Here is a 26,626-nt window from a genome sequence, read left to right on the forward strand (position 1 = left end):
CCCGCGCGTCGCGTGAGGCGCGAAACTCAGTCCGCGGTGTGGATGACAGGTGCGGCGAGCGGCGTCGACGCGGCCGCGGACAATGCCGGGTCGGCGCTTGATGCGGGTCGTGCAGGGGTTTGAATCGTGAGCGCGGGTGGCGCCGGTGAAGCGGAGGACGGATTCGCCGTGAGAACCACGGCGGCAGTGCTGTTGCTGGCGGAATTTTCGGTAGAACCGACCGCGGCCGTGTCTGGCGCTTTGTCGTCGTCGTTGCCGCAAGCGCCGATCAGCGTGCACAGCGACACGGCGGCCAGCGCCGCCGCCAAACGTTTGCAATGCAAGACTTTAGACGGCTTCGACACAACGGACATGGCAATGTCTCCGGCACGGGAAAGATGCGCGAGGGCATCGACGTGCCCAGATCAGCGATACGCAAGAATAGTCGCTGACCTGTGTAACTTTTGTGAAGATGTGGAAATTTGAGTATTTGGTGAGTGTCGAGGGGGCGGCGATCCTGGATCGCGCCGACGGCCTCGATCGCGGCGCCGCGCCACGGCGCCCGCCATCTAGGACGCGCTGATTTTCAAAACGAATGCCGCGATCGCTTCGTTCAAAGCCTCGGGCGCGTCGCGATGCGGCGAGTGCCCGCAGGCATCGAGCTTGACCAGTTGCGCATGCGGCACGCGTGCCGCGATCGTGTCGATCTGCGCCATCGTGCCGTAGTTGTCGTCATGGCCTTGCACCGCGAGCAGCGGCTGGCGGATCGACGCGATTTCTCCGGCGATCGACCACTGCCGGAACGCCGGATCCAGCCAGATGTCGTTCCAGCCATAGAATGCCGAATCGACGTCCGCATGATAGCGGCTGAGTTTGCTGCGCAGGTCGGTGGTTTCGTAGAGCTGTTTGGTCTGCGCGATGCTTTCCACCGAAATATCTTCGACGAAAACATGCGGGGCGATCGCCACCGCGCCGGCCAATGCCTCGGGATGGAGCGCCGCGTAAAGCAGGGCGATCGAGCCGCCATCGCTATGGCCGATCACCCACATGCGCCCGCGTTCGTCCCTATCGATGCTGAGTGCGTCGAGCAAAGCGGGCAGGATGTCGCACGCCTGGGCCGTCATGAAATCGGCCGGCCACTTTTGCGCATGCGGACGCGGCGTGGAAAGCCCGTAGCCGGGCCGCGAATAGACGAGCCCTCGCATGCCGAGTCGTTCGCACAGCGTTTGCGGCCAGTCGCGCCACATTGCGATCGAACCGAGCCCTTCATGCAGGAAGACGGCGATCGGCGCGTCGCCCGCGCGCTCATTCACCCAGCGGTACTCGATGCGCAGCGGCCCATGTGACGCGGTCGCCGGCAATTCAGCGAAGTCGCTAACGGTCGCTGTTGCTGTCACTGTCACTGTCACGTTGGCGTTGGCGCTGGCGGGGTTCTGCATAAATCACCTTATGACTGCTCGCGCAGTTTGAAACGTTGAATTTTTCCGGTGGCGGTTTTCGGCAGATCGTCGGCGAACACGATATCGCGCGGATATTTGTGCGGCGCCAGCCGGTCCTTCACGAACGCCTTCAACTCGTCCGCCAGTATCTCAGACGGCGCGAATTCACGCTTCAATACGACGAACGCGCGGGTCTTGACGAGGCCGCCGTGATCGACGCCGACCACGGCCGCTTCGAGCACCGCGTCGTGCTGCACCAGCACCATTTCCACTTCGACGGGCGAGACGTACTGGCCGCTGACTTTCAGCATGTCGTCGCTGCGGCCCGCATAGACATAGCAGCCGTTCGGCAGCCGGCAGTACTTGTCGCCGCTGCGGATCCATTCGCCGAGAAAAGTGGCGCGCGACTTCTCCCGGTTGTTCCAGTACATCACCGCCGCGCTCGGCCCTTTGATAAACAGATCGCCGATTTCGCCGTCGGGTACGGTATGACCGGCGTCGTCGCGCAATTCGATTTCGTATCCGGGCACCGGGCGGCCCGTCGTACCGTATTCGACCGCGCCCGCGCGATTGGACAGAAAGATATGCAGCATTTCCGTCGAGCCGATGCCGTCGAGAATCTCGCAGCCGAAGTGCGCGGTGAAGCGCTCGCCGATCTCGCGCGGCAACGCTTCGCCCGCCGACGTGCAGATGCGTAGCGCGACATCGGCGCGTGCGGGGAGGTTCGGCGACACCAGCATGTTCGCGTAGAGCGTGGGCACGCCGTAGAACACCGTCGGGCGATGTTTGACGAGGCGCGTGAAGATCGCGTCGGCGGTAGGGCGCTCGGCCATCAGGATCGCGGTGGCGCCGACCGAGAGCGGGAAGGTCAGCCCGTTGCCAAGACCGTACGCGAAGAACAGCTTGGCCGCGGAGAACACTACGTCGCTTTCGTCGATGCCGAGAATCGGCTTCGCATACAGTTCGGCGGTCCAGTACAGATTCGCGTGCGTGTGGACGGTGCCCTTGGGTTTGCCGGTCGAGCCCGACGAATACAGCCAGAAGGCGATGTCGTCGCAACCGGTTGCGGCGGCTTTGACGGCCGGCGCGGCGGCGTCGATCAGATCGTCGAGCACGGGCGCGAGCAGCGGTTCGCCTTCACGCGGCTGCGAGACGATCAACTGACAGCCGTCATGCTCGGTGGCATGCAGCGCCTGCGCCACGTTCTGCACGAGCGCACCCGAGGCGATTACCGCGCGCGCGTGGCTATGCGTGAGCATGTAAACATAGTCGGCGGGCGTGAGCAGTGTGTTCGCAACCACCGGCACGACGCCCGCGTAGAGCGCGCCGAGAAAGGCAACCGGCAGCGCGATGGTGTCGAGCATGACCAGCAGTACCCGCTCTTCGGGATGCACGCCGAGTGTGCGCAATGCGCTGGCAAAGCGCCGCGCGCGCTCTTCGAGTTCACCGTAAGTCGTGCTGCCGGTGTCGTCGATATAGGCGGTTTTGCCGGCGCGCGTCTGGTTCAGTCCAAATAGATGGGCCGCGAAATTGAACAACGCGGGTGGCGCTGCGACCGTCGCGGCGGGTTGGTTCGCGGCCTGTTCCAGCAGGGCTTCCATGTGTCTCCTCCAGCGGGTGGGCGCGGTCGGGCTGTTCTGTGCTCGTGATCCGCTCGATGCTCGCAGGCGGATTCGCCTGCCTGGTCCTGATTGCCGGGCTCGTGCGCCGTCAGGCCGCGGCCCATGGTTCGCTTACGTGGCTTACGTCGCCTGCGTCGCTTGCGTCAGCGCCTCGATTGCCGCGCTCGCGGCCTGGATGGCCGAGCGCCGGTGATAGAACGCGAGTGCGCGCAGACCACCGAGTTCTTCGCCGCCGCCCGCGCGGCCCGGACCGCCATGCAGCGACATCGGCATCACGTTGCCATGACCGGTTTGACTGTGCTGCACCGAGGGCGAAATGGCATGCACGCGCCCGTGCGAATCCGCGAGTTCCAGCGCGAGGCGGCCGAGATGCGCTTCGTCGTTCGAATAGATCGAGGCGACCAGCGATCCCTCGCCGCGTCGCGCGAGAGCGACCGCGTGCGCTTCGGGCAGCGCGTTTGCCGCCGTGGTGACGCGATAAGGCGCGACGCTCGCGACCGGTCCGAACACTTCGACGTCGTGCAGCAGCGTCGCGCTATCCGGATCGTTGACGACGAACAGATGCGGCGCGACGCACGCCGCGACGTTGGCGTCCGCGTCGATGAGCGGCACGCCGGAGCCGTCGTAAGCGAGTACCGCTTCTTCGCGCAGCGCGGCGATGCCGGCCAGCACGTTTTCGTACTGCTCCCGGCTCACGAGCGAGCCCATGCGCACGGCGTCGTTGCGCGGATTGCCGACGGTGATTTTCGCGAGCTTCGCCTTAAGTGCTTCGAGCACGGCTTCAAGTGCCGCCTCCGGTACGAAAGCACGACGGATCGCGGTGCATTTCTGCCCGGATTTCACCGTCATTTCCCGCACCACTTCCTTGATGAACAACTCGAAGGCGGGTGTGTCGGGCGTGGCGTCGGCACACAGAATCGCGCTGTTCAGACTGTCGGCTTCCACGTTCAGACGCGCGCCGCGCTGCACGAATGCCGGATGGGCGCGCAACGTGGCGGCGGTTTGCGCGGAACCCGTGAACGACACCGCATCGAAACACTGAATCTGATCGAGCAGGCCCGCCGAGCTGCCGCAAATCACGGAGAGCGCGCCGGGCGGCAGAAGGCCTGCGTCGAGCACATCGGCGACCATGCGTTGGGTGAGCCAGGCGGTGGCCGTGGCGGGCTTGACGATGACGGGCACGCCCGAGAGCAGCGCAGGCGCGGCTTTTTCCCACAAGCCCCACGACGGAAAATTGAAGGCGTTGATAAAGAGCGCGACGCCGCGAGTCGGCGTCAGCACATGCTGCACGCTGAACGAGCGATCCTTGCTCAGCGAGTCGGCATTGCCGTCGCGCAGCGCGTGTACCTCGCCGAGCGATGCGCCGAGCTTCGCGTAGTACGACAGCGTGAAGATGCCGCCGTCGATATCGATCGCCGAGTCGTTGCGGGTGGTGCCCGAGTTCGCGGTGGCGATCGCGTAGTAGTCGTCGCGCTTCGCTTGCAGCAGTTTGACGATATCGGCGAGGCGCGCGGCGCGTTGCGCGTAGGTCAGCGCTCGCAACGCGGCGCCGCCGGTTTCGCGCGCAAAGCCGAACGCGCGCGCGAGATCGAGGCCCTCGCTCGATACGCGCACGAGCGCGACGCCGGTCACCGGATCGGTGAGCCTGACGCCTGCGCTGGCGCCGGCGATCCACTGGCCGGCCACATGGTTCTTCAGGAGTTCGGTCATGGCGGCGCTCAGGCGGGAGTGAATTCGATCGCGCCTTGCGGCAGCAGGTACAGCACCAGCGCCTCGCCGTTCGCCACCGTCGGACGATGCGCGGAGCCGGGTCCGTACACGCACCAGCCGGCCGGGTGGCCGTCGAACGTCGCGCCTTCGGTCAGCGGCATGATCAGGTCGATCTCGCCATGGGGGTGTACATGGTGCGGGCCGGCCATATCCTTCATGTCGACCACGTCGACGGAAAAGCCGTGGGTCTCGGGCAGCGCCTTGAAGATGCGCCCGTAACGAAGGCCGCCGCCTTCGCGGTTGCACAACCAGCCCGCGGCGACGCCGCTGCGGCACGCGTCGGCAAGCTCGCGGAACGCGTTGCCGTCGGCGGGATAGGTGTCGTTCAGCCACGCTGCCAGACTGCCATCGAGCGGCCGGCCGGCGAGTTGCTGCGTGACGCCCGCGATCAGGCGCTGGAATTCAGGTGGGGACATGCGAGCCTCCTGGTCGGCGCGGTCGCCCATCACACGCACGTTAATGCATGCGAGTCGTCGCGCACTCTCCGTGACGCCGCCGGAAAATCTCGACAGCGTTTGTTATTGGATCAATATTTGGCGAAAATTAACCGTTCACCACGGGCGTGTCAAGCACTATAGTACATGTACTGAAGTTATGAGGCAGTGAAACATGAATCAAAATTACTCTCTGGCACCACCGGACGACGCAGCGGATGATCACGCCGGCCGCGCCGCGCCCGCGGCGGAACGCGGTGGCGAGCGCGAAGAGCGCGATCCGTTTCTCACGGCAATGGGCGAGCGCGTGCGGCTCTTACGCGCGCGTCGCGGCATGACCCGCAAGACGTTGGCCACGGAAACCGGTCTGTCTGAGCGGCATCTCGCGAATCTCGAATCAGGCGTGGGCAATGCGTCGGTGCTGGTGCTGCGGCAGATCGCGGGCACTTTGAACTGTTCGCTCGCCGAAGTGATCGGCGACGAAACCACCGCCTCCGCCGAATGGCTGCTGATTCGCGAATTGCTGCACGGGCGCGATCAGGCGGCTTTGCAGCGCGCCCGCGTGGCGCTTGCCGAGATGTTCGCGCAGGCGCCGCGCGACCCGCATCGCAAGGACCGGATTGCGTTGATCGGTCTGCGCGGCGCCGGCAAGTCGACTCTGGGGCGGATGCTGGCGCAGGAGCGCAAGGTGCCGTTCGTCGAGCTCACGCGTGTGATCGAGCAACTGGCTGGCTGCCCGCCGTCGGAGATTCATTCGCTTTACGGGGCGGCCGCCTACCGGCGCTATGAGCACCGGGCGCTCGAGGCCGTCATTCAGGAGCACCAGCATGCCGTGATTGCATCGCCGGGCGGGCTGGTATCGGAGTCGGGCACGTTCAATACGCTGCTGTCGCACTGCTATACGGTGTGGCTGCAGGCCGCGCCGGAAGAGCACATGCGCCGCGTCGTCGCGCAAGGCGACTTGCGGCCGATGTCGGGCAACAAGGAGGCGATGGACGACCTGAAGCGCATTCTGGCGGGACGCAGCGAGCTCTACGGCCGCGCCGACATGAGCTTCGACACTAGCGAAAGGACCTTGGCCGATGCCTACCTGCAACTGCGCGACCGTCTGGCGGCAAGGCTTGCCGCGGAATCGCCGGATGAGGTGCGCGTGGGCTGACATGCATTTCCACGTCAGGGTTTACTAGCAAACATGCATTAAAGTGCTTTACATGGGTTGAGTGATGCACTATTGTTCAAAAAACAAATTCGCATCGCCCAATCAGGAGACGCCCCATGTCCACAGCAGAAGTCGCCGTCGCGCCGGTCGACTACCGTACCGATCCTTCGCAGTACAAGCATTGGAAGCTGAGCTTCAACGGTCCCGTCGCGACGCTCGGCATCGATATCGCCGAGGACGGCGGCATCCGTGACGGCTACAAGCTGAAGCTGAATTCATACGACCTCGGCGTCGACATCGAACTGCACGACGCAATACAGCGCATCCGTTTCGAGCATCCGGAAGTGAAAACCGTGGTGCTGACGAGCCTGAAGGACCGCGTGTTCTGCTCGGGCGCCAATATCTTCATGCTGGGACTGTCTACCCATGCGTGGAAGGTCAACTTCTGCAAGTTCACCAACGAAACGCGCAACGGCCTGGAAGACTCCTCACGTCACTCCGGCCTGAAGTTTCTCGCCGCCGTCAACGGCGCGTGCGCGGGCGGTGGCTACGAACTCGCGCTGGCCTGCGACGAGATCTATCTGATAGATGACCGCTCTTCGTCGGTGTCGTTGCCGGAAGTGCCGCTGCTCGGCGTATTGCCGGGCACGGGCGGCCTGACGCGCGTCACGGACAAGCGCAAGGTGCGTCACGATCGCGCCGATATCTTCTGCACGGTGGTGGAGGGCGTGCGCGGCGAACGCGCGAAAGCATGGCGCCTCGTGGATGAAGTCGTGAAGCCGAACCAGTTCGACCAGGCGATCCAGGCGCGTGCGCTCGAACTCGCCGGGCAGAGTGACCGTCCCGCGGACGCGCAAGGCGTGATGCTCACGCGCATCGAACGCACGGATCGCGAAGACGGCCTCACTTATAAAACGCTCGACGTGACGATCGATCGTGCGAAGCGCATTGCAACGTTCACGGCGAAGGCCCCGCAAGACGAACCGCCCGCGGGTATCGACGCGATCGTCGCAGCCGGCGCGAACTGGTGGCCGTTGCAATTCGCCCGCGAACTCGACGACGCGATCCTGTCCATGCGCACCAATGAGCTCGCGGTCGGCACGTGGGTCTTCAGGACCGAAGGCGACGCCCGTAACGTGCTCGCTGCGGACGCCTCGCTCATGCAACACAAGGACCACTGGTTCGTGCGCGAGACGATCGGCCTATTGCGCCGCGCGCTGGCGCGCATCGACGTCTCGTCGCGTTCGCTGTTCGCGCTGATCGAGCCGGGTTCGTGCTTTGCCGGGACCTTCGCGGAACTCGCCTTCGCCGCCGACCGTACGTATATGGCGGCGCTGCCGGCCAACGAAGACGAAGAGCCGGCCATCACGCTGTCCGAAGTCAACTTCGGCCTTTATCCGATGGTCACGCATCAATCGCGTCTCGCACGACGTTTTTATGAGGAAGCCGGGCCGCTCGACGCGGTGCGCGCCCTGATCGGCCAGCCGATCAAACCGGTGGAAGCCGAGCGGCTCGGCCTCGTCACCGCGTCGCCCGACGACATCGATTGGGCCGACGAAATCCGCATCGCGCTCGAAGAACGCGCCGCCATGTCGCCGGATGCCTTGACCGGACTCGAGGCGAATCTGCGCTTCAACGGCCCGGAAACGATGGAAACGCGCATCTTCGGCCGTCTGACCGCGTGGCAGAACTGGATCTTCAACCGGCCGAACGCAGTGGGCGAGAAGGGCGCGCTCAAGGTGTACGGCAAGGGCAGCAAGGCGCAATTCGACGTCTCGCGCGTTTGATTCCCCGCGAGCCGCGCCGGGTGTGCGCCTGAGCGCCATCCACGCAACGAGCGCGAGCGAGGCCGCCACTTGCCCGATCCGCGCCTCTCATCGTCACTGCAGTTTCCGAACCAGGAACCGACCATGTCAACGATCAACTACAGCGAAAAGATTCCGAACAACGTGAACCTCGCCGACGACCGGGCGCTGCAGCGCGCGCTCGAACAATGGCAGCCGAATTTCCTGGCGTGGTGGGGCGACATGGGCCCGGAAGGTTCGCACGGCTACGACGTCTATCTGCGCACCGCGGTGAGCGTCGACGCGGGCGGCTGGGCGCATTTCGATCACGTGAAGATGCCCGACTACCGCTGGGGCATTTTCCTCGCGCCCGGCGAGCAGGACCGCAAGATTCACTTCGGCGAACACAAGGGCCAAGCGGCGTGGCAGGACGTGCCCGGCGAACACCGCGCGAATCTGCGCCGCATTATCGTGACGCAAGGCGATACGGAGCCGGCCTCGGTCGAACAGCAGCGTCACCTCGGCTTGACCGCGCCTTCCCTGTACGACTTGCGCAACCTGTTCCAGGTCAACGTGGAAGAAGGCCGCCACCTGTGGGCGATGGTGTATCTGCTGCACCGTTACTTCGGCCGAGACGGCCGTGAGGAAGCCGAAGCATTGCTCGGTCGCCGTTCGGGCGACGACGACAATCCTCGCATTCTCGGCGCGTTCAATGAGAAAACGCCGGACTGGCTCGCGTTCTTCATGTTCACCTATTTCACCGATCGCGACGGCAAGTTCCAGTTGTCGGCGCTCGCCGAGTCGGGCTTCGACCCGCTCGCACGCACCACGAAGTTCATGCTGACTGAAGAAGCGCATCACATGTTCGTGGGCGAATCGGGTGTCTCGCGCGTCATCCAGCGCACCGCCAAGGTGATGAACGAACTGGGCACGGACGACGTCGCGAAGATTCGCGCGGCCGGTGTGATCGATCTGCCGACCATTCAGCGCTATCTGAACTTCCACTATTCGGTCACGATCGATCTGTTCGGCGCCGATCATTCTTCGAACGCGGCCACGTTCTATAGCTCGGGACTGAAAGGGCGCTACGAAGAAAACAAGCGCGACGACGATCATCAATTGAACGGCCAGAGCTACAAGCTGCTCGACGTGCAGGACGGCAAGCTGGTCGAGCGCGAAGTGCCGATGCTCAATGCGATGAACGAAGTGCTGCGCGACGACTACATCAAGGATTCGGTGGCTGGCGTGGCGCGCTGGAACAAGGTGCTCGAAAAGGCCGGCATCGATTTCCGCATGACGGTGCCGCATAAAGCGTTCAATCGCCATATCGGCACGTTCGCGGGTACGCGCGTCTCGCCGGACGGCCGCGTGGTCAGCGAAACCGAATGGGCCGCCAACGAGGCGAAATGGCTCGCCACGCCGGAAGACCGTGCGTACGTCGCGTCGTTGATGGGGCGCGTGAGCGAAGCCGGCAAGTTTGCCAACTGGATCGCGCCGCCTGCAATGGGCGTGAACCGTCAGCCGGTCGATTTCGAATACGTGCGCTTTAACTGAACCTGAATGCGCGGGCGGCGTGTAGCACGTTCGCGCCGCACCTCGTGGTGGAGGAAGTCATGAACGGCCCAGTGTCGATCGAAGTTCTCCGGCAGCATCTGATCGATCCGGAAATCTGCATTCGCTGCAATACGTGCGAAGAGACGTGCCCGGTCGATGCGATCACGCACGACGACAACAACTACGTGGTCAAGGCGGATATCTGCAACGGCTGCATGGCTTGCGTGCCGCCGTGTCCGACCGGCGCGATCGACAACTGGCGCACGGTGCTGAAGGCCGACGCGTATCCGATCGACGAGCAGTTCAGCTGGGACGTCCTGCCGGAACAGAACACCATGGCCGTGCCCGCTGCGCACGAACCGGGCGCGGGCGCTTCGGACGATACATCCGCGGACGCGAGCGGCATCGAAGTGGACACGGTGCGCGGCTCGGTCGTGCCGCCGTGGTCGGCCGCGAAGCCCTATGTAAATCTCTACACGCACAAGGCGCCGACTACCGGGACGGTGGTCGGCAACTACCGGCTCACCGATGGGTCGACCGACAGCGACATTCATCATATCGTGCTCGATTTCGGCTCGATGCCGTTTCCGGTGCTGGAAGGCCAGTCGATCGGCATTCTGCCTCCCGGCGCGAGCGCCGATGGCCGTACGCATCACGCGCGCCAGTATTCGATTGCGAGCCCGCGCGACGGTGAACGGCCCGGGTATAACAACCTCTCGCTGACGGTCAAGCGCGTGTCGCAGCAGCACGGCGATTCGACCGACGGCGTGTGTTCGAACTACCTGTGCGATCTGAAGAAGGGCGATGTGGTCAATGTGATCGGCCCGTTCGGCGGGACATTCCTGATGCCCAACCATCCGAACTCGCACCTGCTGATGATCTGCACGGGTACGGGTTCAGCGCCGATGCGCGCGATGACCGAGTATCGACGCCGGCGCCGTCTGAAGGGCGCAACCGGCAAGCTGATGCTGTTCTTCGGTGCGCGGACTAAAGAGGAATTGCCATACTTCGGGCCACTGACGAATCTGCCGAAGGATTTCATCGACACCAATCTGGCGTTTTCGCGCACGCCGGGGCAGCCGAAGCGCTATGTTCAGGACGCCATGCGCGAGCGCGCGGTCGACGTGGCGCAGATGCTCAGGGACGACAACACGCATATCTACGTGTGCGGGTTGAAGGGCATGGAGGATGGCGTGCTGCAGGCGCTCAAGGAGATCGGCGAGCAGCATCGACTGGATTGGGAGGCGCTGTGGGCAAAGCTCAAGCGGGAGGGGCGGCTGCATCTGGAGACGTATTGAAACGATACGCTTATGAAGGCGCTCGATAGACGTGAGTAACGAGGAACAAAGACTCCGCTGGATGTCATCGACAGACAGCGGGGTTTTCATTTTCACCTATCTCGCCGGGTCGGCGTCGTCCTCGTGCTGCGCGGGCGACACCGCCCCACACGCCCGAATCACCAACTGCACGACTTCCTCCGTCGTCGCCTCGAATGCCTTCTGCGTCAACGCACGTTTGCCTTTGAGCGCGCGTATCTGCGCGTCGAAGTCGGCATAGTGCTGGGTCGTCGCCCAGATCATGTACATCAACGTCTGCGCGTTCACCGGCGCAAGCAACCCGCGCGCGATCCAGTCGTCGATCACTTTCACCCGGCTGTCGAGCCACGGCTTCACGCGCTCCGTGAGAATGTCCTCCATGTGTTCCGCGCCGTGAATGATCTCGCTCGCCCACACTTTCGAGCCGAGCGGACGGCGCCGCGACAATTCCATTTTCGCGCGCACATAGCCGCCGATCGCCTCGACCGGGTCGTCGCTGCATTCGAACGTATCCGCCGCGCGATACCAGTCTTCGAACAGATCCTCCAGCACGCGCCGGTATAGCGCGAGCTTCGTGGGGAAGTAGTAATGCAGGTTGGCTTTCGGCAAGCCTGCACGCTCCGCGATCATCGCCGTGCTGGTGCCGTCGAGTCCGCGCTCGGCGAAAACCGCCTCGGCGCACGCCAGAAGATGCGCTTCATTCGACTCGCGAATGCGCGCCTTGCGCCGCCGCAAAGGCGCGCGTGTTTCGTCGTTTTCCGTGATGTCGGCCGCCACGTTGTCGTCTCTCATATTCGCCTTCGGCGGCATAGGTGCCGCGTCGCGCTTCATTCTAGTCGTTTGGCGCGGCGTCCACACGCGCATTCGCTAACCGCGGCAAACCTATGCTGCAATGCAATGGCACGCTTCTCGCTATGTTTCTCACCGCACGAAAGGTGTTGATTTGGCGAGTTTAATCGTCTACAACCTGTCCAACTGGACAGGATTGGGAGGGCGGGCGATACCCCAGGGTTTGCCCTCTATATAAGAGGCGATCGAACGCATCGCGCATGCACCGCCTGCGTGCGGCAACGCCCCAAAATCCGCCGCCGATGCACCAGTTTTACGTCGGTTCACCGAAAGGAGCGAGACGAATGAACGCGGTATCCGAAGCGCTGAAACACTCAGTACCCGCTACGTCGATCAAGGTCGACGGCAAGCGGCTGTGGGACAGCCTGATGACGATGGCGAAGATCGGTGCAACGCCCAAAGGCGGTGTCTGCCGTCTCGCGCTGACCGACCTCGACAAGCAAGGGCGCGATCTGATCGTCAGTTGGGCGAAGCAAGCCGGCTGTACGGTGAGTGTCGACCAGATGGGCAATGTGTTCATGCGCCGCGCCGGGCGCAATCCCGCTGCGCTGCCGGTCGTGACTGGTTCGCATGCGGACTCGCAGCCGACCGGCGGCCGTTTCGACGGCATCTACGGCGTGCTGGGCGGCCTCGAAGTGATTCGGAGTCTGAATGACCACGGCATCGAGACGGAGCATCCGGTCGAAGTGGTGATCTGGACCAACGAAGAAGGCTCGCGCTTCGCGCCGGCCATGGTGGCGTCGGGCGTATTCGCCGGCGTGTTCACGCTCGATTACGGTCTTTCGCGCAAGGATGTGGATGGCAAGACCATTGGCGAAGAACTCAAACGGATCGGCTATGCGGGCGATCTGCCGTGCGGCGGGCGGCCGCTGCACGCGGCGTTCGAATTGCATATCGAACAGGGGCCGATTCTCGAAGCCGAACAGAAAACCATCGGCGTGGTGACCGATGCGCAAGGTCAGCGCTGGTACGAAATCACGCTGACGGGACAGGAGGCGCACGCGGGACCGACGCCCATGCCGCGCCGTCGCGATGCCTTGCTCGGGGCCGCGCGCGTGGTCGATCTGGTCAATCGCATCGGTCTGGACAACGCGCCGTTCGGTTGCGCGACGGTCGGCATGATGCAGGTCTATCCGAACTCGCGCAATGTGATTCCGGGCCGCGTGTTTTTCACCGTCGACTTTCGTCATCCGGACGACGCGGTGCTCGCGAAAATGGATGCCGCGTTGCGCGAGGGCGTGGCGAACATCGCAAACGGCATCGGTCTGGAAACCGAACTGGAGCAGATTTTTTACTACGCGCCGGTGGCGTTCGACGAAGCCTGCGTGAAGTCCGTGCGCGCGGCGGCGGAGCGCTTCGGTTATCCGCATCGCAATATGGTGTCCGGTGCGGGACACGATGCCTGTTATCTGTCGCAAGTCGCGCCGACTTCGATGGTGTTCGTGCCGTGCGTGGACGGGATCAGCCACAACGAGATCGAGGACGCCACCTTCGAGTGGATCGAGGCCGGCGCCAACGTGCTGCTGCACGCCATGCTGGAGCGTGCCTGCGAGACGGTTGCATGACGACGTCATAGCGCTTTGGCGGTTGCGGTCCTTACTATCCGTTTGACCCGCTTTACCGTAGTGCCCATAAAACATGCCGCCCCGGCTGCGCGTGAAGCGCGGCTGGCGGGCACGGCTTCGTCCTCACATCGAAGAAGGAATGAGTATGGCCATCAAGCAAACCGGCGACATTGCCGCGCGGCGCCTGTCGCCCGAGCAGCTCTCGTGCGAGTTTTCCGATATCGCGCCGTTGCTCGACGCGAGCGCCGCGGCCGTGGCGGCGAGCCGCTGTCACTACTGTTACGACGCGCCGTGCGTGAACGCCTGCCCGACGCAAATCGACATTCCCAGTTTCATTCGCAAGATCAGCAACGGCAATTTGAAGGGCGCGGCCGTGGATATTCTGTCGGCCAACCCGCTGGGCGGCATGTGCTCGCGCGTCTGCCCGACGGAAATTCTTTGTGAAGGCGCTTGCGTGCGCAACCATCAGGACGCGAAGCCGGTGGCGATCGGCGCGCTGCAACGGCATGCCACGGATTGGGCGATGGCGCGCGGCGAAACGCTCTTCACGCGCGCGGCTGAAACCGGACGGCATGTCGCGGTGGTCGGCGCGGGTCCGGCGGGACTCGCCTGCGCGCACCGGCTCGCGCTCGCCGGCCATAACGTGACGATCTACGACGCTCACGAAAAAGCCGGCGGCCTGAACGAATACGGCATTGCCGCCTATAAAACCGTCGACGATTTCGCGCAGCGTGAAGTGCAATGGCTGTGCTCCGTGGGCGGCATCGAGATCAAACACGGCGTCGCGCTCGGACGCGATGTCGAACTCGACACGCTGCGCAAGCAGCACGACGCGGTATTCCTCGCGATCGGCCTCACCGGCGTGCGGGCGCTTGCAATGGAAGGCGAGGACCTCGGCGGCGTGATGAACGCGGTGGACTTCATCGAACAGGTGCGCAGCGCGAGCGACCTCGGCACGGTGCCGGTGGGCCGCCGCGTCGTCGTGATCGGCGGCGGCAATACGGCGGTGGACGCCGCCGTGCAAAGCCGCAAGCTCGGCGCGACGTCGGTGACGATGGTGTACCGGCGCGGCGCCGAAGCGATGGGCGCCACCCGGGTCGAGCGCGATTTCGCGCAGACCAGCGGCGTCACGCTGATCACGCATGCCACGCCGGTGCGCTTGATCGGCGACGGCGGCGCGGTCACGGGAGTGGAATTCGTTCGCACGTCGAATGATGGCGGCGAGGAGCGCTTCGTAGTCGAAGCCGACATGGTGCTCAAGGCGATCGGCCAGACGCTCGTGCCGGTCGGCATCGAACGGGAAGTGCTGACGTTGGACGGCAGCCGGATCGCGGTCGATGCGAATGGTCAGACCTCGCTCGCGGGCGTGTGGGCCGGCGGCGACTGCGCGGCCACCGGCGGCATCGACCTCACGGTGCAAGCGGTGCAGGACGGCAAGATCGCCGCGGCCGCTATCGATTCACAGTTCGCTCGTACTGCGGTGAAAGCCGCCTGAAGCGATTCAGGCCAAACCGAACGAAGCGTCATACCAGACAAGAACAGCAGTCCCCAAGGAGCCGAACATGGCCGATCTGCGCTGTACGATTGCCGGCATCACTTCGCCGAATCCATTCTGGCTCGCCTCCGCGCCGCCGACCGACAAAGCCTATAACGTGAACCGCGCCTTCGAGGCGGGCTGGGGCGGCGTGGTCTGGAAGACGCTCGGCCTCGACCCGCACGTGGTGAACGTCAGTTCACGCTACGGTGCGGTGCAATGGAACGGTCAGCGTATCGCGGGCCTGAACAACATCGAATTGATCACCGACCGTCCGCTCGACGTCAATCTGAAGGAAATCACGCAAGTCAAACGCGACTGGCCGGACCGCGCGATGATCGTCTCGCTCATGGTGCCGTGCAACGAACGCGACTGGAAATGGATCCTGCCGCTCGTGGAAGACACCGGCGCGGATGCGGTCGAACTGAATTTCGGTTGTCCGCATGGTATGAGCGAACGCGGTATGGGCGCGGCGGTCGGCCAGGTGCCGGAGTATGTCGAGATGGTCACGCGCTGGGTCAAGGAGGGCACGAAACTGCCGTGCCTCGTCAAACTGACGCCGAACATCAGCGACATTCGCCTGGGTTCGCGCGCGGCCTATAAAGGCGGCGCGGACGGTGTGTCGCTGATCAACACGATCAATTCGATCGTGGCGGTGGACCTCGACGCGATGTCGCCGTTGCCGATGGTCGACGGCAAAGGCACCCACGGCGGCTACTGCGGCCCGGCCGTGAAGCCGATTGCGCTGAACATGGTCGCCGAAATCGCACGCGACGTGGAAACGCCGAACCTGCCGATTTCCGGCATCGGCGGAATCTCGTCATGGCGCGACGCCGCCGAGTTCATGGTGCTCGGCGCGGGCAGCGTGCAGGTTTGCACGGCGGCGATGCACTACGGATTCCGTATCGTTTCAGACCTCGCCGACGGCCTCTCCAACTGGATGGACGAAAAAGGCTACGCGACGCTCGACGACATTCGCGGCCGCGCCGTGCCGAACGTCACCGACTGGCAATACCTGAACCTCAAATACGACATCAAGGCGCGCATCGATCAGGACAAGTGCATTCAGTGCGGCCTGTGCCATATCGCCTGCGAGGACACGGCTCACCAGGCGATCATGAAAGAAAAAGATGGCGTCCGGCATTTTGAAGTGATGGACTCCGAATGTGTCGGGTGCAATCTGTGCATGCACGTGTGTCCGGTCGAACAGTGCATCACGATGGAACGCGTGGATACCGGCGAATATGCCAACTGGACCACGCATCCGAACAATCCGGCGCGAGTGGGTGCCGAACAGGGCGCCACGGCGGACGCGGCTGAAACCGCCGAACCCGCTCATGCGCACGCGGCAAACGCCGCTTGAAACGGGACGTGCCTGAAGCAAGCTTGAACGAAACGCGGCGCTAGTACTGAACCTGTCATTCCCAAGGCCCGACGCGCCGCCAGAAGCCGCGCGGGCCTCAACGATCGAGTGGAGATCCCTAGATGAAGCAGACAGCGCAACCCGCCGACCCGCAGTTCGCGGCCGGCGTGCAGGGCAGCAGTCTTTACAACGACGACCTGGCGCCGACCGGCGTCGCGCAACGCACGTGGAAGTGGTATCACTTCGCCGCGCTGTGGGTGGGGATGGTGATGAACATCGCGTCCTACATGCTCGCGGCCGGTTTGACGGAAGAGGGTATGTCGCCGTGGCAAGCCGTATTGACCGTGCTGCTCGGCAATCTGATCGTGCTGGTGCCGATGCTGCTGATCGGCCACGCGGGCGCGAAGCATGGCATTCCCTACGCGGTGCTGGTGCGTTCCTCGTTCGGCACGCAGGGCGCCAAATTGCCGGCGATGCTGCGCGCCATTGTCGCGTGCGGCTGGTACGGCATTCAAACGTGGCTCGGCGGCAGCGCGATCTATACGCTGCTCAATATTCTCACCGGCAACGCGCTGCACGGCGCGGCGTTGCCGTTTCTCGACATCTCGCTCGCGCAACTGGCGTGTTTCCTCGTGTTCTGGGCGCTGCAGATCTACTTCATCGTGCACGGCACCGATTCGATCCGCTGGCTGGAAAGTTGGTCCGCGCCGATCAAGATCGTGATGTGCATTGCGCTGGTGTGGTGGGCGACCTCGAAGGCGGGCGGTCTGGGTTCGATGCTGTCGGCGCCGTCGCAATTCGTGCCGGGCGGCAAGAAAGAGGGCATGTTCTGGATCACGTTCTGGCCCGGCCTGACGGCCATGGTCGGCTTCTGGGCGACGCTTGCGCTGAATATCCCGGACTTCACGCGCTTTGCCAGAACGCAGCGTGATCAGATCATCGGCCAGTCAGTCGGCTTGCCCGTGCCGATGGCGTTGCTCTCGGTGATCTCGGTGGTGGTCACGTCGGCCACCGTGGTGATCTACGGCAAGGCGATCTGGGATCCGATCGACCTGACGAGCCGCATGACCGGCATCGGCGTGGGCGTCGCGCTGATCATCCTCACGCTCGACACCATGTGCTGCAATCTCGCGGCGAATCTCGTCGGTCCGGCTTATGACTTTTCGAGCCTGTGGCCCAAGGGCATTTCGTATCGCGTGGGCGGCATGATTACCGCCACCATCGCCATCGTCATGATGCCGTGGAAGATTCTCGCCACCACGCAGGGCTATATCTTTACGTGGCTGGTCGGCTATTCGGCGCTGCTCGGCCCGGTGGCAGGCATTCTGATGGTCGACTATTTCCTGATTCGCGGCACGCGGCTCGACACGCGTGAACTGTTCGACGAACACGGCGAGTACAGCTATACCGGCGGCTGGAATATTGGCGCGGTGGTCGCGCTCGTGATCGGCGTGCTGCCGAATCTGCCGGGCTTTTTGCATACCGCGTTTCCGGCGTCGTTCCCGAACGTGCCGGCGATCTTCAATACGCTCTACACGTATGCGTGGTTTGTCGGACTCGCGTTGGCCTCGATCGTATACAGCGCGTGGATGAAGTTGAGCAAAGGACCCAGTGCGCGCGTGGCGAGTGCATAGAGACGAGCGCATGAGTATGAACGAAGTAGGTAGCACCGAAACCAGCAGTTCATAAGGAGGCGGCAACATGACGACCCTGATTCGCGGCGGCACGATTATCGACGCGGAGAACACGTATCGTGCGGACGTGTTGTGTGCGGACCCGCAGGACGGCGGCACGATCCTGCAGATCGGCGAAGATCTGGAGGCGCCCGCGGGCACCACGATCGTCGACGCGGGCGGGCAGTATGTGATGCCCGGCGGCATCGATCCGCACACGCATATGGAATTGCCGTTTATGGGCACCACCGCGAGCGACGATTTCTACACGGGCACAGCTGCGGGTTTATCGGGCGGCACCACGAGCATTATCGACTTCGTGATTCCGAGCCCGAAGCAGCCGTTGATGGACGCTTTCAAGGAATGGCGCGGCTGGGCGGAGAAGGCGTCGGCGGACTACGGCTTTCACGTCGCGGTGACGTGGTGGGACGACTCGGTCTATCGCGACATGGGCACGCTGGTGCATGAACACGGCGTGTCGAGTTTCAAGCACTTCATGGCCTACAAAAACGCGATCATGGCCGACGACGAAGTGCTGGTGAACAGCTTCTCGCGTTCGCTCGAACTCGGCGCGCTGCCCACCGTGCATGCGGAAAACGGTGAACTGGTGTTCCAGTTGCAGCGCCAATTGCTGGCGAAAGGCTTTACCGGTCCGGAGGCGCATCCGTTGTCGCGGCCGCCCGAAGTGGAGGGCGAGGCGGCCAATCGGGCGATCCGCATCGCGCAGGTGCTGGGCGTGCCGGTCTATATCGTGCACGTGTCCGCGAAAGACGCGGTCGATGCCATCGCGCGCGCGCGCAGCGAAGGTCTGCGCGTATTCGGCGAGGTGTTGCCGGGCCATCTGGTGATCGACGAGGCCGTCTATCGCGATCCCGACTGGACCCGCGCGGCGGCCCATGTGATGAGCCCGCCGTTCCGCTCGGCCGAACATCGCGAGGCACTGTGGCGCGGTTTGCAAGCCGGCCAGTTGCACACCACGGCGACCGATCACTGCGTGTTCTGCGCGTCGCAAAAGGCCATGGGACGCGAGGACTTCACGAAGATCCCGAACGGCTGCGGCGGCGTGGAAGACCGGATGGCGGTGCTCTGGCATCACGGGGTGAATTCCGGGCGTCTCACGCCGAACGAGTTCGTGCGTATCACGTCGACGAACGCCGCGCAGATCTTCAACCTGTATCCGCGCAAAGGCGCGGTGCGGGTCGGTGCGGATGCCGATCTGGTGGTGTGGGACCCGAACGCGAGCAAGACGATTTCGGTGAAGACGCATCATCAGAAAGTCGACTTCAACGTGTTCGAAGGCATGACGGTGCAAGGCGTGGCAATGCATACGCTCACGCGCGGCGCGCTCGCCTGGACCGATGGCGAGTTGCGCGCGGTGCGCGGCGCGGGCCGTTATCTGAAGCGCCCGCCAAACGGGGCTTACTTCGACGCGATCCGCGTCGCCAACAAGCGCAAGGAGCCGCGTCCGGTGGAGCGGTAAGCGGTTCGCAGTCCCACGGGCGGCGCCGGCATCGAATGCGGCGCCGCCCGTTTTTTCATGCCGCGCGTTCGCCGCGGCAGCGCACTTCTCGCGTTTTCCCCGATGGCGCGCAACATGGGTTCCATGTTGCGATGCATGCCGCGTCTGTTCTATCTGCTGTAAAGTGGGAATCCACGTCATAGTGGAGGGCATGGCTGCTCGCTTAGCACGCAAGCGCATATGGATCGGAAACCTGATCCTTTGTAAAAACCCAGGCCATTTGCTACAGTCCGCCCACTCAGCCGGGCGCAAGCGCCGGTGAGGATCGTCCAACACAAGACCAAGCCACCGACGTGGCACATTTGACGGAGCCGCCTGATGAAATCGATTCGTTCCATTTTGCTGATCGCGTTGTTCCAGGCTGTGGCCGTGAGCTCCGCATTCGCCGCCGATGAACTCGCGCAGATCAAATCGGCCGGCGTGTTCCGGATCGGCACCGAAGGCACCTATGCGCCGTTCACCTATCACGACGAGTCGGGCAAGCTGACCGGCTTCGACGTTGAAATCGGCACCGCGATCGCGCAACGTCTCGGCGTCAAGCCGCAATTCGTGGAAGGCAAATGGGACGGTCTGATCGCGGGCCTCGACGTGAACCGTTACGACGCGGTGATCAATGAAGTGGCCGTGACCGACGCGCGCAAGGTCAAATACGACTTCTCCGACCCGTACATCACGTCGCATGCAGCCTTGATCGTGCAGTCGAACAACACCACGATCAAGAATTTCGACGACCTGAAAGGCAAGAAGTCGGCCAACACGCTGACCAGCAACTTCGGCAAGATCGCGGCCGCGCACGGCGCGGAAGTGATTCCCGTGCAAGGCTTCAATGAGTCGATCGATCTGCTGACCTCGGGCCGCGTGGACGCCACCGTCAACGACTCGCTGTCGTTCCTCGACTTCAAGAAGCACAAGCCGGACGCGAAGGTGAAAATCGCCGCGCTCGATACGTCGAGCGACAGCAGCGACAAGTCCGCTGTATTGATCCGCAAGGGCAGCCCCGAATTGCAGGCCGCGATCAACAAGGCGCTCGCCGACATCAGGAAAGACGGCACCTACGCGAAAATCTCGCAGAAGTATTTCGGCAAAGACGTCTCCCAGTAAACGCCTTCCGCGAGTCTGAATCATGCCGGCATGGTTGCATCTGATGGCGCAGTCGCTGTGGCCCCTGCTGTATGCGGGGCTCGTGTTTACCGTGCCGCTCACGCTGGTCTCGTTTGCAATCGGGCTGGCGCTCGCATTCGTCGTCGCGCTGGTTCGTCTGTTCGGGCCCAAGTGGGCCGTGGCGATCGTGCGCTTCTACGTGTGGCTGTTTCGCGGCTCACCGTTGCTCGTGCAACTATTCGTGATCTTCTATGGATTGCCGAACGTCGGCATCGTGCTCGATCCGTTGACGGCGGCGATCATCGGCTTTTCATTGAATGTGGGCGCGTACAACTCCGAGGTGATACGCGGCGTGATCGAGTCGATTCCGAAAGGGCAGTGGGAGGCGGCGTATTCGATGGGGATGACGCGCGAGCAAGCCTTGCGTCGCGCGATCCTGCCGCAAGCGGCGCGCGTTGCGCTGCCGCCGTTGTCCAATTCGTTTATCGCTCTGGTGAAAGACACCTCGCTCGCGGCGGTGCTGACCGTGCCTGAGGTGTTTCAGGCGGCGCAGCGCATCGCGTCGGTGACTTACGAGCCGCTGATTCTGTACACCGAGGCGGCATTGGTTTATCTGGTCTTCAGTTCGGTGTTGTCGTCGGCGCAAGTCAGGCTCGAGCGCAAATTCGGCCGCCACGCACTTTTCCATGCAGGCAACTGATGATCCGACTGGAAAAAATCGACAAGTACTTCGGCGGGCAACGGGTGCTGAACTCGGTCGATCTTCAACTTGCTCCAGGCAATGTCACCGCGCTGATCGGCCCGTCGGGCAGCGGCAAAAGCACGCTGCTGCGTTGTGTGAATCTGCTGGAGATTCCCGAGTCCGGTTCGCTCGAACTCGGCGACCAGCGGCTGGAATTCAGCCGCGAGCATAAACCCTCGCGCGAAGCGGTGCTGACGATTCGCCGCCGTACGGGCATGGTCTTTCAGAACTTCCAGCTCTTTCCGCATTTGACGGTGCGGCAGAACGTGATGGAAGGCTTGCTGACCGTGCAGAAGTGGGACAAGGACAAGGCGCGGGAGCGCGCCGACGAATTGCTGGAGAAGGTCGGCATCGCGCACAAGGCGGATGCGTGGCCTTCGACGCTTTCGGGCGGTCAGCAGCAGCGTGTGGCGATTGCGCGGGCCTTGGCGCCGTCGCCGGAAGTGTTGTTGTGCGACGAGCCGACTTCGGCGCTCGACCCCGGTCTCGCCGCGGAAGTGGTGGAGGTGCTCAAGCAGCTCGCCACCGAAGGCATGACGATGCTGATGGCCACGCACGACTTGCGGCTCGCCGCGACCATCGCGCGTGATGTGGTGTTTCTGAATAACGGCGTGGTGGTGGAGGCCGGCCCGTCGCGCGAGATCTTCATGCAGCCGCGCGCGCCGGAAACCGAGCGTTTTGTGTCGACGCTGACACATAGTCTGCCGGACGAATGGACTGCATCGGGCGGCAACGCGGCGCAATGAAAAAGGGGGCGTTAAACCACGCCCCCTTCGAACATCTGCGCTACGAAATCGCAGCCACGTTTATCGGCCCTTAAACGCCCACGCTCTCCGTGGCGTCGTTCATGGCGGCATCGAAGAAACGCTCCTTCGCCTGCGCATTGGCACGTGCATAGGCGCGGTTCACACCGCTGATCACCGCGCGAATAGAAGCCGTTACCAGATTCGCATCGATGCCGACGCCGAACGCGCTGCCGGTCACATCGGCACCGGCCATTTCAGCAACCGCCACCGCGCGCGCATCCGCGCCCTGCGTCAACGCGCGCTCTTCATAGTGCTGAATCCGCACCGGCACGCCGATCGCGTGCATCAACGCGTCGAGCGGACCATTGCCTGCGCCGTTCAGCACACGCCGCGTGCCGTTGATGTCGACCGTCAGTTTGATGTGCTCGCGTCCCTCGCGCTCGGACAGGCTGTGGCCGACGTAATGGATCGGCGCGGCGTTCTGCACGTATTCCTGCTGGAACAATTCCCAGATCTGCGCCGAGGTGACTTCCTGGCCGCTGTGGTCGGTGAAGCGCTGCACGGCCGAGCTGAAATCCACCTGCAGGCGGCGCGGCAACACCACTCCGTAACCCTGTTCGAGCAGATAAGCAATGCCGCCCTTGCCCGACTGGCTGTTCACGCGAATCACCGAATCGTAGGTGCGGCCGAGATCGGCCGGGTCGATCGGCATGTAGGGCACTTCCCAGACCGCGTCCGGTTTCTGCACCGCGAAGCCCTTCTTGATCGCATCCTGATGCGAGCCCGAGAAGGCGGTGAACACCAGATCGCCGACATACGGATGACGCGGATGGATCGGCAATTGCGTGCATTCTTCCGCGGTCCGCGCGATTTCGTTGATGTTCGAGAAGTCGAGGCCCGGATCGACGCCCTGCGTGTACAGATTCAACGCGAGCGTGACGAGGTCCACGTTGCCGGTGCGCTCGCCATTGCCGAACAGGCAGCCCTCGATGCGATCCGCGCCCGCCATCACGGCGAGTTCGGCCGCCGCCACCGCGGTGCCGCGATCGTTATGCGGATGCACGGAGATGAACAGCGAATCGCGGCGCTTCAGATTGCGGTGCATCCACTCGATCTGGTCCGCGTAGATGTTCGGCGTGGACATCTCGACGGTGGCCGGCAAGTTGACGATCGCCTTGTGTCCCGGCGTCGGTTCCCAGATGTCGAACACGGCGTCGCAGACTTCCTTGGCGAATTCGATTTCGGTGCCGCTGAACACTTCCGGGCTGTACTGGAACGTGAACTTTGTCTCCGGCATGGTTGCGGCAATGCGCTTCATCGTGCGCGCGGCGTTTTGCGCCAGTTCCTTCACGCCGCTCTTTTCCAGATTGAAGACGATCTTGCGGAATTCCGGCGCGGTCGCGTTGTACAGGTGGACGATGGCGCGCGGCACGCCACGCAACGATTCGAAGGTGCGCTCGATCAGGTCGTCGCGTGCTTGCGTCAGGACTTCGATCGTGACGTCGTCGGGAATATGGCCGCCTTCGATCAACTCGCGCACGAAATTGAAGTCGGTCTGCGATGCGGACGGAAACGCGACTTCAATTTCCTTGAAGCCGATCTGCACCAGCGTCTTGAACATGCGCATCTTGCGCTGCGCATCCATCGGTTCGAACAGCGACTGATTGCCGTCGCGCAGGTCGGTGCTCATCCAGATCGGCGGATGCGTGATGGTGCGCGACGGCCACTGGCGATCCGCCAAGTTGACTGGCTTGAACGAGCGGTATTTGGTAGCGGGGTTCTTCAACATTTTCATCATCCGTGGGTGAGACCAGATAGCTGGGGAGTCGACCGGACGACGAAAAGACATGACAGGACCGCCGGTCGGAAACCGGGGCTGGGTCAGTTACTGGGGAATTGAGCGGTGCTTCGGGTGTTTCAGATGGAAGCGCGCAGCAGCAGACCTAGCCCGGAAGAGGGGGCTAGTAGTAGCGATAGGATGGTCTGGGCGCGGTACATAGTGCGCAATAGGACCATATTATTGGGACGGCGTCAAGCGCCGTTCCCGTGCGGGGCGAGATTAGTGCGCCGGTTTCACGAAGCGCAAGGTCATGCGGTCCGATTCGCCGATGGCCGCGTATTTCGCCCGGTCGACGTCGCCACCTTCGAAGGTTGGCGGCAGCGACCAGACGCCGTTGGGGTAATTCCTCGTGTCGCGCGGGTTGCTGTTCACCTCGCTCTTGCCGGCCAGTTCGAAGCCGGCCGCCCGCGCATGTTCGATCACGTAGTCTTCGGTCACGTAACCGGTGTCGATGGTCTGTTGCAGCGAGGTGCCCGGCGCCGCGCGGTGTTCCTCGACGCCGAGCACGCCGCCGGGCTTGAGCGCCGCATAAAAGGCGCGCAGGTTTGCGTCGATCTGGCCGTCCTTGATCCAGTTATGGATATTGCGGAAGGTCAGCACTTCGTCGACGCTGGCATCGGCCGGAAAACCGCTGAATTGGCCCGCGTGCAGCGTGCCCACCACGACCTTGCCGTAGACGGCGGGCGTGGCCGCCAGCTTGCGCGCGAACGCGGCGCGGCTCGCCTGTGCCTCGGCCGACGGCGCGCGCTGCGGGCCCTCGTACTGCGCCTCGTAGAGCTTGCCGTGCTCGTGCAGGTACGGCGCGAGGATCTCCGTGTACCAGCCGCCGCCCGGATCGATCTCCAGCACGCTTTGCGACGGCGCGAGTGCGAAGAATTGCAGCGTCTCCTTCGGATGACGGTAGATGTCCCGTGCGCGGGCCTTGTCGCCGCGTTGTGGTCCGGCAATGGCTGCGTCGAGCAGCTCCGGATTCGACGACGCCGTTGCGGAAGTCGAGGCCGACGGGCCGGCGCAGGCCGCGACGACGAGCGCCGCGCTCACCGCGGCGAGCGTGGCGCGCAACGCGCGCGTTTGAAGATTGGGTCGACGGTTCATGGCATCCATTATCGGGTCCGATCGGTCTGGGGGGAAAGCCGCAATCGGCATAAGGATAGGCGCTTGCGGGATTTGCGTGGCGGCTGCCCGTGCGAGGAATCGAGGAATAAAAGAGCCTGGCCGCCAGTTTCCCTGTTTGCAGCGCCTCGCGTCCCGATTGCCGAATCCGAAGTGCCTGGTCGCGCGTATAAATGAGGTGAACAGCGTCTCATCAGCGTTTGCCGTCGCGCGCGGGCCTGGTGACTTCGTGAGTGTCGAGCGCGACTTGATTCTCCTCATTTCATTTTGCTGGAGGCAGGTATGAAACGAACATCGACGATGTCGCGGGTAGGGCTGGTATTGCTGGGCGCGGCCGCTTGCGTGATCGCCGCGCAGGCGGGCGCGCAGGGCCTGAGCCCGCAGGACGACATGTACGCGCCGCAAAACAGCACCCGTTTGATGCCGAACGCCGCGCGAGGCAGCGAATACCCGACACACGGCAACCAGCAGGCGGGGGAGCTGAATCTGAATCCGACCGACCCGCGCGCGCAACTGGTCAACGGCTTGCCGAACCACACGAATTCCGGCGGGTATGGGTCACCGCTCGCCGGCGTGCGTACTTACGTGCAACCGGCGGCCCCGTCGAATTGAGTGGGCGCGCGCACGAGGATCGTGCTGCATCGCGCGCTGGAGAGCAGTCGCGCATCCCTGTACGGTCCATGCCGTTTTATCAGCGCTTTGCTTGTCGATGGGCTGTTTGCCGTCCACGTACCCGCTTTGCTCAGATTCCGAAGACGATCCGCAACGTATCGTTCTGCGCGATCACCGAGACGCCGATTATCACCAGGATGAGGGGCAGAACCGCGGTGCCGTAGCGCCGGATCGGCGCGCCGAGCAATGGATGTCTGACGAGCCACACCGCGCCGGCGCACCAGAGCCCGATCATCACGATAAACACCAGCGAGATGAATGCGCCCTCGCTATGTGAATGGCTTGCGTATAACGGCACATAGACGGCGAGATTGTCGGAACCGTTGGCGACGGCCACGCAAGCCACCACCCACCACGATGAGCCGCGCGAGGCGGCCGGCTGGCCGCCGTCACGCACCGTTTGCGCCGCGTGCGCGTTGCCGGGGCCAAAGCGCGCCCACGCTTTGGCGAGCCCCACGCCGATCGGCAGGATGCCGAGCAAACCGACATAGCCGGCCGGCAACTGCTTGAGCAAAGCGGCGAGCAGAATCGACCCCACGATCAAGGTCAGCGAGCCGGCATACTGCCCGGCGATCACGCGACGCCGCCCGCTGCCGGCTTCCGCCAGGAAGGCGAGCAGCACGAACAGGTTGTCGATGTTGGTGGCGGTGTAACCCGCGATGGCGAGCAGGGCAAGGCTGAGCATGCGGGAAAGCGGGTCGTTGCGCAGTGGGAAAGACTGGGAAGGCGAAGCGAGGTTCATCGCGAGGCCCGATCGGGAAGCCGGCAGTGCGCCGATGCAATGGCGGCCGCTCGACACGATGCCGGTACGAGCCGCTGGGGTCAAGCGGTGACTGTGTCTTGCCGCGCCGG

General features: G+C 63.5%; 22 protein-coding genes. 13 read left to right on the plus strand and 9 right to left on the minus strand.

Annotated features, from left to right (window positions below):
- Positions 1–26 precede the first annotated feature (26 nt).
- From CJU94_RS11365 to CJU94_RS11385, 5 genes are all read right to left on the minus strand, one after another.
- Positions 27–353, minus strand: a complete 327-nt coding sequence (locus CJU94_RS11365; RefSeq protein WP_095418765.1) for a hypothetical protein — start codon at positions 351–353, stop codon at positions 27–29.
- Positions 354–548: 195 nt separating this feature from the next.
- Complete coding sequence (locus CJU94_RS11370; protein WP_095418766.1) at positions 549–1,418, minus strand: alpha/beta fold hydrolase; 870 nt, start codon at positions 1,416–1,418, stop codon at positions 549–551.
- Positions 1,419–1,426: 8 nt separating this feature from the next.
- On the minus strand, positions 1,427–3,019 hold the full coding sequence (locus tag CJU94_RS11375) for a benzoate-CoA ligase family protein (protein ID WP_095418767.1): 1,593 nt from the start codon (positions 3,017–3,019) through the stop codon (positions 1,427–1,429).
- Between the two features lie 141 nt (positions 3,020–3,160).
- Positions 3,161–4,750 carry a 3,4-dehydroadipyl-CoA semialdehyde dehydrogenase gene (locus CJU94_RS11380; RefSeq protein ID WP_095418768.1) on the minus strand — a complete coding sequence of 530 codons (1,590 nt, stop codon included), beginning with the start codon at positions 4,748–4,750 and terminating at the stop codon, positions 3,161–3,163.
- A gap of 8 nt (positions 4,751–4,758) precedes the next feature.
- Positions 4,759–5,226, minus strand: a complete 468-nt coding sequence (locus tag CJU94_RS11385; protein WP_095418769.1) for a DUF4863 family protein — start codon at positions 5,224–5,226, stop codon at positions 4,759–4,761.
- A gap of 193 nt (positions 5,227–5,419) precedes the next feature.
- Between CJU94_RS11385 and CJU94_RS11390 the strand changes: the two genes are divergently transcribed.
- The 4 genes from CJU94_RS11390 to boxA all read left to right on the plus strand — a co-directional run bounded on the left by CJU94_RS11390 (position 5,420) and on the right by boxA (position 11,039).
- A complete protein-coding gene (locus tag CJU94_RS11390) occupies positions 5,420–6,403 on the plus strand; it encodes a helix-turn-helix transcriptional regulator (RefSeq protein WP_095418770.1) in 984 nt (327 codons plus the stop codon).
- A 116-nt stretch (positions 6,404–6,519) separates the two neighbouring features.
- A complete protein-coding gene (gene boxC / locus CJU94_RS11395) occupies positions 6,520–8,190 on the plus strand; it encodes a 2,3-epoxybenzoyl-CoA dihydrolase (RefSeq protein WP_095418771.1) in 1,671 nt (556 codons plus the stop codon).
- A 123-nt stretch (positions 8,191–8,313) separates the two neighbouring features.
- Positions 8,314–9,741 carry a benzoyl-CoA 2,3-epoxidase subunit BoxB gene (boxB, locus tag CJU94_RS11400; RefSeq protein ID WP_095418772.1) on the plus strand — a complete coding sequence of 476 codons (1,428 nt, stop codon included), beginning with the start codon at positions 8,314–8,316 and terminating at the stop codon, positions 9,739–9,741.
- A 59-nt stretch (positions 9,742–9,800) separates the two neighbouring features.
- The gene (boxA, locus tag CJU94_RS11405; protein ID WP_095418773.1) at positions 9,801–11,039 is read left to right on the plus strand and encodes a benzoyl-CoA 2,3-epoxidase subunit BoxA; all 1,239 of its coding nucleotides are present in this window, start codon (positions 9,801–9,803) and stop codon (positions 11,037–11,039) included.
- A 96-nt stretch (positions 11,040–11,135) separates the two neighbouring features.
- Here boxA and CJU94_RS11410 read toward each other — a convergent pair whose 3' ends face one another.
- The gene (locus CJU94_RS11410) at positions 11,136–11,888 is read right to left on the minus strand and encodes a TetR/AcrR family transcriptional regulator (RefSeq protein ID WP_208645309.1); all 753 of its coding nucleotides are present in this window, start codon (positions 11,886–11,888) and stop codon (positions 11,136–11,138) included.
- A 302-nt stretch (positions 11,889–12,190) separates the two neighbouring features.
- Between CJU94_RS11410 and CJU94_RS11415 the strand changes: the two genes are divergently transcribed.
- The 8 genes from CJU94_RS11415 (at position 12,191) to CJU94_RS11450 (ending at position 22,149) form a co-directional block, all read left to right on the plus strand.
- The gene (locus CJU94_RS11415; protein ID WP_095418774.1) at positions 12,191–13,471 is read left to right on the plus strand and encodes a Zn-dependent hydrolase; all 1,281 of its coding nucleotides are present in this window, start codon (positions 12,191–12,193) and stop codon (positions 13,469–13,471) included.
- 145 nt (positions 13,472–13,616) lie between these two features.
- Entirely contained in the window at positions 13,617–14,966 is a 1,350-nt protein-coding gene (locus CJU94_RS11420; protein ID WP_095418775.1) for an NAD(P)-dependent oxidoreductase, read from the plus strand.
- Positions 14,967–15,033: 67 nt separating this feature from the next.
- Positions 15,034–16,368 carry an NAD-dependent dihydropyrimidine dehydrogenase subunit PreA gene (gene preA / locus CJU94_RS11425; protein ID WP_095418776.1) on the plus strand — a complete coding sequence of 445 codons (1,335 nt, stop codon included), beginning with the start codon at positions 15,034–15,036 and terminating at the stop codon, positions 16,366–16,368.
- A 122-nt stretch (positions 16,369–16,490) separates the two neighbouring features.
- Positions 16,491–18,002 (plus strand): NCS1 family nucleobase:cation symporter-1, encoded by a 1,512-nt coding sequence (locus tag CJU94_RS11430; RefSeq protein ID WP_095418777.1) that lies wholly within the window; start codon positions 16,491–16,493, stop codon positions 18,000–18,002.
- 67 nt (positions 18,003–18,069) lie between these two features.
- Positions 18,070–19,521, plus strand: coding sequence for a dihydropyrimidinase (gene hydA, locus CJU94_RS11435; RefSeq protein ID WP_095418778.1), 1,452 nt, complete (start codon positions 18,070–18,072; stop codon positions 19,519–19,521).
- A 357-nt stretch (positions 19,522–19,878) separates the two neighbouring features.
- Positions 19,879–20,661 carry an amino acid ABC transporter substrate-binding protein gene (locus tag CJU94_RS11440; RefSeq protein WP_095418779.1) on the plus strand — a complete coding sequence of 261 codons (783 nt, stop codon included), beginning with the start codon at positions 19,879–19,881 and terminating at the stop codon, positions 20,659–20,661.
- 22 nt (positions 20,662–20,683) lie between these two features.
- Positions 20,684–21,361 (plus strand): amino acid ABC transporter permease, encoded by a 678-nt coding sequence (locus CJU94_RS11445; protein ID WP_095418780.1) that lies wholly within the window; start codon positions 20,684–20,686, stop codon positions 21,359–21,361.
- A complete protein-coding gene (locus CJU94_RS11450; RefSeq protein WP_095418781.1) occupies positions 21,361–22,149 on the plus strand; it encodes an amino acid ABC transporter ATP-binding protein in 789 nt (262 codons plus the stop codon). The genes CJU94_RS11445 and CJU94_RS11450 overlap by 1 nt, the downstream gene beginning before the upstream one ends.
- 70 nt (positions 22,150–22,219) lie before the next feature.
- On the opposite strand, the gene leuA is transcribed toward CJU94_RS11450, so the two are convergent.
- Both leuA and CJU94_RS11460 read right to left on the minus strand, forming a co-directional pair.
- Positions 22,220–23,938, minus strand: coding sequence for a 2-isopropylmalate synthase (gene leuA / locus CJU94_RS11455; protein WP_095418782.1), 1,719 nt, complete (start codon positions 23,936–23,938; stop codon positions 22,220–22,222).
- Positions 23,939–24,208: 270 nt separating this feature from the next.
- Positions 24,209–25,093, minus strand: a complete 885-nt coding sequence (locus CJU94_RS11460) for a class I SAM-dependent methyltransferase (RefSeq protein ID WP_095418783.1) — start codon at positions 25,091–25,093, stop codon at positions 24,209–24,211.
- Positions 25,094–25,384: 291 nt separating this feature from the next.
- Here CJU94_RS11460 and CJU94_RS11465 point away from each other — a divergent pair, with 291 nt between their 5' ends.
- Positions 25,385–25,714, plus strand: a complete 330-nt coding sequence (locus CJU94_RS11465) for a hypothetical protein (protein ID WP_095418784.1) — start codon at positions 25,385–25,387, stop codon at positions 25,712–25,714.
- A 130-nt stretch (positions 25,715–25,844) separates the two neighbouring features.
- On the opposite strand, the gene CJU94_RS11470 is transcribed toward CJU94_RS11465, so the two are convergent.
- A complete protein-coding gene (locus CJU94_RS11470) occupies positions 25,845–26,600 on the minus strand; it encodes a cadmium resistance transporter (RefSeq protein WP_244220820.1) in 756 nt (251 codons plus the stop codon).
- Positions 26,601–26,626: the final 26 nt, after the last annotated feature.

It is taken from the genome of Paraburkholderia aromaticivorans (genome assembly GCF_002278075.1).
Lineage (GTDB): Bacteria > Pseudomonadota > Gammaproteobacteria > Burkholderiales > Burkholderiaceae > Paraburkholderia > Paraburkholderia aromaticivorans.

Coding starts and splice junctions, on each gene's coding strand:
- CJU94_RS11370 (WP_095418766.1), bottom strand. CDS start 1,418: ATGCAGAACCCCGCCAGCGCCAACGCCAACGTGACAGTGACAGTGACA.
- CJU94_RS11445 (WP_095418780.1), top strand. CDS start 20,684: ATGCCGGCATGGTTGCATCTGATGGCGCAGTCGCTGTGGCCCCTGCTG.
- leuA (WP_095418782.1), bottom strand. CDS start 23,938: ATGTTGAAGAACCCCGCTACCAAATACCGCTCGTTCAAGCCAGTCAAC.
- CJU94_RS11465 (WP_095418784.1), top strand. CDS start 25,385: ATGAAACGAACATCGACGATGTCGCGGGTAGGGCTGGTATTGCTGGGC.
- CJU94_RS11375 (WP_095418767.1), bottom strand. CDS start 3,019: ATGGAAGCCCTGCTGGAACAGGCCGCGAACCAACCCGCCGCGACGGTC.
- CJU94_RS11365 (WP_095418765.1), bottom strand. CDS start 353: ATGTCCGTTGTGTCGAAGCCGTCTAAAGTCTTGCATTGCAAACGTTTG.
- CJU94_RS11440 (WP_095418779.1), top strand. CDS start 19,879: ATGAAATCGATTCGTTCCATTTTGCTGATCGCGTTGTTCCAGGCTGTG.
- CJU94_RS11450 (WP_095418781.1), top strand. CDS start 21,361: ATGATCCGACTGGAAAAAATCGACAAGTACTTCGGCGGGCAACGGGTG.
- CJU94_RS11385 (WP_095418769.1), bottom strand. CDS start 5,226: ATGTCCCCACCTGAATTCCAGCGCCTGATCGCGGGCGTCACGCAGCAA.
- boxB (WP_095418772.1), top strand. CDS start 8,314: ATGTCAACGATCAACTACAGCGAAAAGATTCCGAACAACGTGAACCTC.
- CJU94_RS11380 (WP_095418768.1), bottom strand. CDS start 4,750: ATGACCGAACTCCTGAAGAACCATGTGGCCGGCCAGTGGATCGCCGGC.
- hydA (WP_095418778.1), top strand. CDS start 18,070: ATGACGACCCTGATTCGCGGCGGCACGATTATCGACGCGGAGAACACG.
- preA (WP_095418776.1), top strand. CDS start 15,034: ATGGCCGATCTGCGCTGTACGATTGCCGGCATCACTTCGCCGAATCCA.
- boxA (WP_095418773.1), top strand. CDS start 9,801: ATGAACGGCCCAGTGTCGATCGAAGTTCTCCGGCAGCATCTGATCGAT.
- CJU94_RS11410 (WP_208645309.1), bottom strand. CDS start 11,888: ATGAAGCGCGACGCGGCACCTATGCCGCCGAAGGCGAATATGAGAGAC.
- CJU94_RS11390 (WP_095418770.1), top strand. CDS start 5,420: ATGAATCAAAATTACTCTCTGGCACCACCGGACGACGCAGCGGATGAT.
- boxC (WP_095418771.1), top strand. CDS start 6,520: ATGTCCACAGCAGAAGTCGCCGTCGCGCCGGTCGACTACCGTACCGAT.
- CJU94_RS11415 (WP_095418774.1), top strand. CDS start 12,191: ATGAACGCGGTATCCGAAGCGCTGAAACACTCAGTACCCGCTACGTCG.
- CJU94_RS11460 (WP_095418783.1), bottom strand. CDS start 25,093: ATGGATGCCATGAACCGTCGACCCAATCTTCAAACGCGCGCGTTGCGC.
- CJU94_RS11430 (WP_095418777.1), top strand. CDS start 16,491: ATGAAGCAGACAGCGCAACCCGCCGACCCGCAGTTCGCGGCCGGCGTG.
- CJU94_RS11420 (WP_095418775.1), top strand. CDS start 13,617: ATGGCCATCAAGCAAACCGGCGACATTGCCGCGCGGCGCCTGTCGCCC.